This window comes from Nocardiopsis lucentensis DSM 44048, from assembly GCF_000341125.1.
Taxonomy (GTDB): Bacteria; Actinomycetota; Actinomycetes; order Streptosporangiales; family Streptosporangiaceae; genus Nocardiopsis; species Nocardiopsis lucentensis.
This window is the reverse complement of the sequence record NZ_ANBC01000311.1, coordinates 1-9,416: the sequence shown is the minus strand read 5'-3', so window position 1 is coordinate 9,416 and position 9,416 is coordinate 1. Positions and strand designations below refer to the sequence as shown.

5 protein-coding genes and 1 pseudogene are annotated in these 9,416 nt (G+C 71.1%); 2 read left to right on the top strand and 4 right to left on the bottom strand.

What is annotated here, in order from left to right; translation table 11 throughout:
• Positions 1 to 188: 188 nt before the first annotated feature.
• Positions 189 to 1,652, bottom strand: coding sequence for an FAD-binding oxidoreductase (locus D471_RS0111085; RefSeq protein ID WP_017598687.1), 1,464 nt, complete (start codon positions 1,650 to 1,652; stop codon positions 189 to 191).
• A 117-nt stretch (positions 1,653 to 1,769) separates the two neighbouring features.
• Positions 1,770 to 3,369 (bottom strand): annotated as a pseudogene (aceB, locus tag D471_RS33850) (malate synthase A).
• Positions 3,370 to 3,706: 337 nt separating this feature from the next.
• Here aceB and hflX point away from each other — a divergent pair.
• Both hflX and D471_RS0111070 read left to right on the top strand, forming a co-directional pair.
• Positions 3,707 to 5,239 (top strand): GTPase HflX, encoded by a 1,533-nt coding sequence (hflX, locus tag D471_RS0111075; RefSeq protein WP_017598686.1) that lies wholly within the window; start codon positions 3,707 to 3,709, stop codon positions 5,237 to 5,239.
• Positions 5,240 to 5,615: 376 nt separating this feature from the next.
• On the top strand, positions 5,616 to 6,824 hold the full coding sequence (locus D471_RS0111070) for an amidohydrolase family protein (protein WP_017598685.1): 1,209 nt from the start codon (positions 5,616 to 5,618) through the stop codon (positions 6,822 to 6,824).
• 27 nt (positions 6,825 to 6,851) lie between these two features.
• Here the strand turns inward: D471_RS0111070 and holA are convergent, their stop codons facing one another.
• Positions 6,852 to 7,814 carry a DNA polymerase III subunit delta gene (holA, locus tag D471_RS0111065; protein ID WP_026127615.1) on the bottom strand — a complete coding sequence of 321 codons (963 nt, stop codon included), beginning with the start codon at positions 7,812 to 7,814 and terminating at the stop codon, positions 6,852 to 6,854.
• Between the two features lie 47 nt (positions 7,815 to 7,861).
• A partial coding sequence (locus tag D471_RS0111060; RefSeq protein WP_017598683.1) for a ComEC/Rec2 family competence protein occupies positions 7,862 to 9,416 on the bottom strand: 1,555 nt, incomplete at its 5' end.

Sequence of the window (9,416 nt, the reverse complement as noted above, 5' to 3'; positions counted from 1 at the left end):
GACCGCCGTCACGCGGGCCGCGGCGGCCTCATCCGGGGGACGTACCACCAGGGCGGGGACCAGGCCGCCGACGGCGTCCTCGTCGGTGCCCGGCCGGGGCTCGGACCCGGCCGCGTTCAGGTCCGCGAACACGGACGGTTCGACGGTGTCGGGGGTCGGTCGGACTGGCCGCACGTGGCTCCTTCTGGTCAGAACTGTGTTGCCCGGCCCGATTCCACCAGCGGGTGCACACCCTTGCGCACTCCCGGCCGCTCACCGCACAGGCGCGGGGTGGGCAGGAGCTTGTCAGGGTTGGCGATCCCCCGCGGGTCGAAGGCCCGCCGGAAGCGGTCGAAGGTGTCGAGGTCGTCGGGGGAGTACATACGCGGCATCGAGCACGCCTTGTCCGTGCCCACTCCGTGTTCGCCGGTGATCGACCCGCCGTACTCCACGCAGATCTCCAGGATGGCGGCGGACACCTCCTCGGCGCGGCGGTAGCCGTCGGGGTCGGCGTCGTCGAACATGACCAGGGGGTGCAGGTTGCCGTCACCGGCGTGGAAGACGTTGGCCACGCGGATGCCGGTCCCGGCGGACAGCTCGGCGATGCGGCGCAGGACGTCGGGCAGGGCCGTGCGGGGGACCACCCCGTCCTGCACGATGTAGGCGGGGCTCATCTCGCCCACGGCGTCGAAGGCCGCCTTGCGTCCGGCCCAGATCCGGGCCCGTTCTCCCCCGTCGACGGCGGTTCGGGTCCCGGTCGCCCCGTGGGCCGCGCACAACTCCACCACCTCGGCCAGGTGGGCGTCCACGTCGGCGGTCGGACCGTCGAGTTCGACGATGAGCACGGCGGTGGCGTCGGCGGGGTAGTCGCAGTCGACGACGGCCTTGACCGCCTCGATGGACAGGGAATCCATCATCTCGATGGCGGACGGGAGCACACCGGAGGAGACGATCGCGCCGACCGCCGCGCCACCGGCGTCCAGGGAGTCGAAGGCCGCCAACAGGGTCACGGTTCGTTCGGGGAGCCGGGTCAGCCCGACGGTGACCTCGGTGACGATGCCCAGGGTGCCCTCGGAACCGACGACCGCGCGGACCAGGTCGTAGCCGGGCGCGTCGGGCGCCTTGCCGCCCAGGCGCACCACCTCGCCCTCGGGGGTGACGAGTTCCAGCCCCCGCACGTGGGTGGCGGTGAACCCGTACTTGAGGCAATGCGCGCCGCCGGAGTTCTCGGCGACGTTGCCGCCGACCGAGCACACCGCCTGGCTGGAGGGGTCCGGGGCGTAGTAGTAGCCGTGTGGCGTGGCCAGTGTGGTGATATCGAGGTTGGGAACGCCGGGTTCGACGACGGCGCACTCGTTGGCGATGTCGACCTCCACGACGCGGCGCATCCGCGCGGTGGTGAGCAGGACCCCCTCGCGGTGGGGGAGGGCGCCGCCGCTCAGGCCGGTCCCGGCGCCGCGCGGGACGAAGGGGACGCCGGTCCGGGCGCACAGGCGGACGACGGCGGCGACCTGTTCGGTGGTGGTCGGCAGGACGACGACCCCGGGTAGCGACCGCCGGTGGGTCAGGCCGTCGTGGTCGTACTCCCGTCGGTCCTCGGTGTCGGTGAGCACCCCGTCGGACCCGCAGATCTCGCGGAGCCGTGGGATGAGTGAGGTCAGGGACTCGGACATGGGCGCCCCCGTCGTCGCGGCGTGTTGATCGCAACGTATGACGGCGCCCCTCGCCGGGGCAAGGGGCGCCGTGGGGGTGTCCTCGGCCAGTCGGAGGGCGTCCGGTCTCGGGACCGGCTACGGCATGCGCTCGTAGGCGGGCAGGGTGAGGAAGTCGACGTAGTCGTCGGCGAGGGCGACCTCGGCGAACAGCTCACTGGCCTGCTGGTAGAGGGCCTCGTCGAAGGCGTCGCCGAGGGCACCGCGGATCGTGGTGAGCTCCTCGTCGATGATCTGCTTGACGAGCTCGGCGGTGACCTTGGGGCCGTCGTCGAGGGTGACGTCGTTGTGCAGCCACTGCCAGATCTGGGAGCGGGAGATCTCGGCGGTCGCGGCGTCCTCCATGAGGTTGTGGATCGCCACCGCGCCGTTGCCGCCCATCCACGTCGCCAGGTACTGGAGCGCGACGTTGATGTTGTTGCGCAGACCGGTGAGGGTGACGCCGCCCTCGGTCTTGTCCACCGCCAGCAGATCGGCGGCCGTGACCTCGACCTCGGGGCGCTGCTTGTCGATCTGGTTGGGGCGCTCGCCCAGGACGCCGTCGAAGATCTCCTTTGCGACGGGGACCAGGTCGGGGTGGGCGACCCAGGAGCCGTCGAAGCCGTCGCCGGACTCACGGGACTTGTCGTCGCGGACCTTGGCGAAGGCGACCTTGTTGACCTCGGCGTCCTTGCGGGACGGGATGANCCATCCCGCCGATGGCGTGTGCGCCGCGCTTGTGGCAGGTCTTGACCAGCAGCTCGGTGTAGGCGCGCATGAACGGGGCGGTCATGGTGACCGCGTTGCGCTCGGGCAGCAGGAAGCTGCGGCCGCGGGTGCGGTGCGTCTTGATGATGCTGAAGAGGTAGTCCCAGCGGCCCGCGTTGAGACCCGCGGAGTGCTCGCGCAGCTCGTAGAGGATCTCCTCCATCTCGAACGCGGCGGGGATGGTCTCGATGAGGCAGGTGGCGCGGATGGTGCCGCGCGGGATGCCGAGGCGCTCCTGGGCGAGGACGAAGATGTCGTTCCAGAGGCGGGCCTCGAGGTGGCTCTGCATCTTCGGCAGGTAGAAGTACGGGCCCTTGCCCTTGTCCAGCTGGCGCTGGGCGCAGTGGAAGAAGTAGAGGGCGAAGTCGACGATGCCGCCGCTGGTGCGCTGGCCGTCGACGATGATGTGCTTCTCGTCCAGGTGCCAGCCGCGCGGGCGGACCACGATCGTCGCGAGCTCGGAGTCCTCCTTGAGGGCGTAGGTCTTGCCCTGGGGGGAGGTGAAGTCGATCTGGCGGTCGAGGGCGTCGCGCAGGTTGAGCTGCCCGCCGATCATGTTCTCCCACAGCGGGGTGTTGGCGTCCTCGAAGTCGGCGAGCCAGACCTTCGCGCCGGAGTTGAGCGCGTTGATGGTCATCTTGCGGTCGGTGGGGCCGGTGATCTCGACCCGGCGGTCCGTGATGCCCGGAGCGGGGTCGGCGACCTTCCAGCTGTCGTCCTCACGGATGTGCTTGGTCTCCGGGAGGAAGTCGAGGTCCGTCCCGGCCGAGATCTGCTCCTGGCGCGCCTTGCGGGCGGCGAGGAGCTCCTGGCGGCGCCCCTCGAAGGTCCGGTGCAGCTCGGCGACGAGGGCGAGAGCCTCGTCGGTGAGGATCTGGTCGAAACGGTCGTTGAGGGGGCCCGTGATCTCGACCCCTTGCGTGGCGCCCATGGATAACCTTCCGCAATACGAAACAAGCTTCTGGTATGTGGAAAAGAAGCTACTATCTTGATGTCGAGCGGTCAACGCGCGGTGCACGTCGCAGGTCAGGCAAACTTGCTCTTTTGTGAAGGTTTCGGAAGTTTCACTCTGCAAGTTCGACGGTTCTTCAGTATCGCATCCGATGTGTTGGCTTCATCTCACTCCCCCGTCCACGGTGTCGCCTCGCGCGGCCTGGGATAATCACGTGCTTGGCGGCGGCCGAAGTGCGACCATCGGGTCACGGCCGCCGACGCCCCGTGACCGGGAAGATCCGCGGGGGCCAGGACGTTGACCCACCTGGAGGGATATGAATACTTCTGACAACCGCGGAGGCTCCTCGGCCGGGCACACCACCCCCGTCGAGGACGCGCTTCGCGAGCCGATCACCACCGGGATCGAGGACGGTCCGTCCGCCTCGCGGGACACGGCCGGCGGTGATCGCGGCGCCGAACCAGGGGACATCCCCGAGCAGGGTGAGATGGAACTCGCCGAGCGCCACGCGCTGCGCCGAGTCCAGGGACTGTCCACCGAACTCACCGACATCACCGAGGTCGAGTATCGGACCCTGCGCCTGGAGCGCGTCGTCCTCATCGGTGTGTGGACCAGCGGGACCCAGACCGACGCGGACAACTCGCTCACCGAACTCGCGGCCCTGGCCGAGACCGCCGGGGCACTCGTCCTGGAGGGGCTCACCCAGCGCCGGCCCAAGCCGGACCCGGCCACCTACATCGGCAAGGGCAAGGCCGCCGAGCTGCGCGACATCGTCGAGGCCACCGGGGCCGACACCGTCATCTGCGACGGAGAGCTCACGCCCGGCCAGCTGCGTCAGCTGGAGGACGTCGTCAAGGTCAAGGTCATCGACCGCACCGCCCTCATTCTGGACATCTTCGCCCAGCACGCGCGTAGCAGCGAGGGCAAGGCACAGGTCGAACTCGCACAGCTCAACTACCTCCTGCCGCGACTGCGCGGTTGGGGTGACTCGCTGTCCCGGCAGGCGGGCGGTTCCGGCAGCGGTTCCGGCGGCGGTGTGGGTCTGCGCGGACCCGGTGAGACCAAGATCGAGACCGACCGGCGACGCATCAACGACAAGATGGCCAAGCTGCGTCGGCAGCTCGCGCACATGCGCACCGCCCGCGAGGTCAAGCGCGACGTGCGGCGCACCCGCGAGGTCCCGTCGGTGGCGATCGCCGGATACACCAACGCGGGAAAGTCGAGCCTGCTCAACCGGCTGACCGGCGCCGGGGTGCTGGTGGAGAACGCCCTGTTCGCCACCCTGGACCCGACCGTCCGCCAGGCGCGTACGCCCGACGGCCGCGGCTTCACCCTGAGCGACACCGTCGGGTTCGTCCGGCACCTGCCGCACCAGCTGGTGGAGGCGTTCCGCTCCACGCTGGAGGAGGTCGCCGACTCCGACCTGATCCTGCACGTGGTCGACGGTTCGCACCCGGACCCCGAGGAACAGATCAGGGCGGTCCACGAGGTCTTCTCCGAGATCGACGCGACCGACGTCCCCGAACTCATCGTGGTCAACAAGGTCGACGCCGCTGATCCGGACGCGCTCAAGGTGCTGCGGACCCGCTACCCCGACGTCGTCGAGGTGTCGGCGCGCACCGGCGAAGGCATCGCCGGGCTCGTCACGGCGCTCGCCGAGGCGCTGCCCGAGCTCGCCCACGAGGTGCACGCGCTGGTGCCCTACTCGCGCGGTGACCTGGTGGCGAAGGCCTACGAGGAGGGCCGTGTCCTCAGCGAGGAGCACACCGGGGAGGGCACGCGGCTGCACGCGTTCGTTCCCGAGCTGCTCGCCGCCAAGCTGGGGGAGTGCGCACCCAGCACGGCGTGAGGAAGGGGCCCTTCCACTCAGGGGCGACGTGAACCGGCCGGGGCGCACCGAGAGGGTGCCCCGGCCGTCGTGTGCCGTGGTGGCGCGCGTCACTCTTGCGACTCGCGAGTATTGCCAAGAAACACTCGCATTCGTCCCACCGGGGAGGTGTACACGGGGTCCGGGAATGGACTACGGTTTTGGATCACCAGGCCGTCAGCGGCCGCTGTCCCCTCCGACAGTCGAGATCCCTACCGCTGACACGGCCCCCGGCGGCCCCGCGGCCGCCCCCGGCTCAGTCGGATCGCTCCAGATACGAGGTCGCCATGTCCGCCCGTGTACCCAACGACCGTGTCGCCAGCCCTCACCGGCGGATCTGACCGGCGGACGCGAACCCATGACGCTGGTACTCCTCACCAACATCGGTCGCCTGTGGACCGGGAACGAGCTGCTGACCAAGGCGGCCCTCCTGATGAACGACGACCGGGTGGCCTGGATCGGGCCCGCGGCCGACCTGCCGCAGCGCATCCCCGGTGTGTTCGACGACCTCACCGACGTCGACGACGTCGTGAACATCGGCGGTGGACTCATCACACCGGGGCTGGTCGACGCGCATTGCCACCCGGTGTACGCGGGCGACCGGTACGCCGAGGTCAACATGTGGGCCAAGGGCGCCTCCAAGGGGGATATCTTCGCCGCGGGCGGCGGGGTGTCCACCACGGTGACCATCACGCGCGGAACCGACCCCTGGACCCTGTGCAACGCGGTGCGCGAACGGCTCCGACACTGGGTGATCACGGGCACCACCACGGTGGAGGCCAAGACCGGCTACCACCTGACCCGGGACGGGGAACTCGCCGACGTGCGCCTGCTGCGGTCCCTGGAGGAGGAGCCCGGGATGCCGCGCCTGCACGTCACGTTCTTCCCGGCGCACGGGGTCCCGCCCGAGTTCTTCGGCCGCCCCAGGGAGTACGTGAGCACGGCCGCGTCATGGTTGAGCGACGCCGCCATGGCGGGCGCCGACGGCGTCGACGTGTACTGCGACAACCAGCAGTTCACCACCGACGACGCGCGGATACTGCTCGGGGTGGGCCAGTCCGTGGGGCTGCGCACTACCCTGCACGCCTGCTCCCGTCCCCGGCACGGCGCCGTGCGGATGGCCACCGACCTGGGCTGTTCCTCGGTGGACCTGCTGCACGAGACCGACGAGGAGGACATCCTCGCGCTGGCCGCCACGCGCACGCCGGTGGTCGCCTGCCCCACCACGTCGCTGCACGAGCGCCGCACCCCGCCCGTGCGCACGCTCCTCGACCACGGTGTACCGGTGGGCCTGGGAACCGACCACAACCCGGGCCAGTCCGGGGCGACGTCGATGCCGCTGGTCATCTCCCTGGCGGTCGCCATGTTCGGAATGACCGTCCAGGAGGCGCTCAGCGCGGCCACGTCGGGCGGGGCACGGGCGCTCGGCCTGGTCGACCGGGGCGTGCTCACCCCCGGCTCCCTGGCCGACCTGGTGCAGTGGGACGCCGACCACGAGGGCGCGTTCGCGTGGTCGATGGGACTGAACACCCTGCGCGTGTGGCAGGGCGGGCGCCCCATCCACTAGGCAGGGCCTGCCCCGGGCCCCGCGCCGTCAGCGGGTGCCGCGGGCCCGAGCGATCTCGATCACCGCGCGCTCCAGGGCGTACTCGGGGTCACGGCCCGCACCCTTGATGAGCGCGTCGGTCTCGGCGACCACGCTCATGGCACGGGTGATCCCCGCCGGGGACCATCCGCGGGCCTGCTGCCGCAGGGTGCGCATCTTCCACGGCGGCACCTTGGCCTGCTTGGCCAGCTCAGCCTCACTCGTGCCCCGCTGGGGCTGGGACGCCACGGCGATGCCGCGCACCGCCCCCGCGAGCGCGCTGTTGATCAGTACCGGTGCGGTACCCACCGCCAGGGACCACCGCAGCTGCTCCAACGCCTCCGGCAACCGGCCCTCGACGGCGCGGTCGGCGACCGAGAACCCGGACGCCTCGGCCTTCCCGGAGTGGTAACGGGCCACGGCGGCGGCGTCCACCCGGCCCTCGGTGTCGGCGACCAGCTGGGTGCACGCGGCGGCGATCTCCCGCAGTTCGGTGCCGACCGCGTCCACCAGCGCCTGAGCGGCGTCACCCGTGATCTGTCGACCGGCTGAGGAGAACTCGCCCTTGACGAACGCCACCCGCTCCGGACCCTTGGTCGGCCCCTTGCACTCCACCCGGTGGGCGCCCGCCTTCACCGCCGCTTGGAGCAGTGCCTTGCCCTTGGCGCCTCCCGCGTGCGTGAGGACCAGGTGGACGTCGTCGGCCGGAGTCTTGAGGTAGTCCGTGACGGTCGCCGCCAGATCCTTGGTGAGGTCCTGGGCGGAGCGCAGCACCACCACACGACGATCACCGAACAGGGAGGGCGAGGTGACCTCGACGAGTGTGGACGGGCCGACCTGGGCGGGCATGAGGTCGTGGACGTCCACGTCGGGGTCGGTCTCGCGGACCGCCGCGACCGCGGCGGCCACGGCCCGGTCGACGAGGAGTTCCTCGGTACCGACGATCACGGTGACAGGGGCGGGTGCAGGCATACACCGAGGATGCCACGCCCCACCGACCAGCCGGGCGCGATCCGTGCTCACCGCCGTGGACCGGGGCCGCGCACGACGGCCCGCACGGGGCCTGATCCGGTACCGCCCAGAACGGCGACGTCCCCGTCGCGGTCGGTGCGCAGGTTGATCCGTCCGAGCCGTTCCAACAACGCCCACGTGTACGGGGACGGGTGCCCGTACGGGTTGTCCGCACCGACCGACGTCACCGTCACCACAGGGTCGGTGGCCGCCAGGAAGTCCGGGTCCTGGGTTCCCGCCCCGTGGTGCGGAGCGGTGAGGACGGTCACCGGCAGCAGGTCGGCCTCCGGCGCGGTGAGCAGCCTCGCCTGGGCCTCCTCCTCGATGTCCCCGGTCAACAGCACCGACATCGTCGCACCGTCGGCCCGCACCACGACGGAGCCGTCGTTGACCGACCCGCTGTGGCCCGGCGGGGGCCACAGCACCCGCAGCAGCCAGGGGCCGACCCGGAAGGACCGCCCGCGCTCGCCCTCCCACAGGTCCACGTCCGACTCCGTGAGCAGCCGTCCGGTCGCGGTGCCGTCGAACCCGGACGGGGCCAGCGCCGTGTCGACCCGGCGGTGCCGCAGGACACCCGGCGTTCCGTCCACGTGGTCGGCGTGGTCGTGGCTGAGTACGAGCAGCGGGACCTCCCGCACACCCAACCGGTGCAGGCAGTCGTCGATCACCGCGGGATCCTCCCCGGTGTCGGCCACCACCGCGGCACCGTCGCCCGCGGACAGCACGAACGCGTCCCCCTGCCCCACGTCGCAGGCGACCAGCGCCCAGCCCGTCGGAGGCCATCCCCCGGACACGCACCGCGCCGCCAGGACCAGCAGCAGTACGGTGACCATCACCGCCGCGACCACGCGCAGCACCCATCCCCGTGCCAGGACCAGGACGAGCAGGATCCCGGCCAGGAGCAGGGCACCCGTCACGTCCGGACGCCAGGGCAGTGCGCCATACGGTATCCGTGCCCCGGTCTGGGCGACCCCCGCGATCCACGCCACGCCCCACCCGGGCGGGTGCGCGGCGACCGCCGCCCCCACCGGCCAGACCACGGACAGCACCGCGAGCACGAAACCCGCGACGGTCACCGACGCGACGACCGGCGCCGCGAGCACGTTGGCCGGCACCGCCACCCACGCCACCTCCCCCGACAACAGCACCAGTACCGGGGCGACCGCCACCTGGGCGGCCACGGCGACCGCGACGGCCTCGGCCAGCGGATGCGGCATCCGTCGCGACCACGCCTGCGTCCAGGACGGAACCAGCAGCAGAATCCCCGCCGTGGCCAGCACCGACAGCGCGAACCCGAAGGAACTGGCCAGCCCAGGGGAGACGAACAGGACACCGACCACGGTGACGCTCAGTGCGCCCAGGGCCGCGTGGGAGCGTCCGGTGGCCAATGCCAGCAGGGCGAGCGAACCCATGAACGCGGCTCGGATCACGCTGGGCTCCGGTCGGCACACCAGGACGAACAGCCAGATCATCAGTGCCCCGCCCGCCACCGAGCACCACCTGGGGGCCCGCAGCCACCGGGCGAGGCCGAGCACGAACCCCGTCAGCACGGCGAGGTTCGAA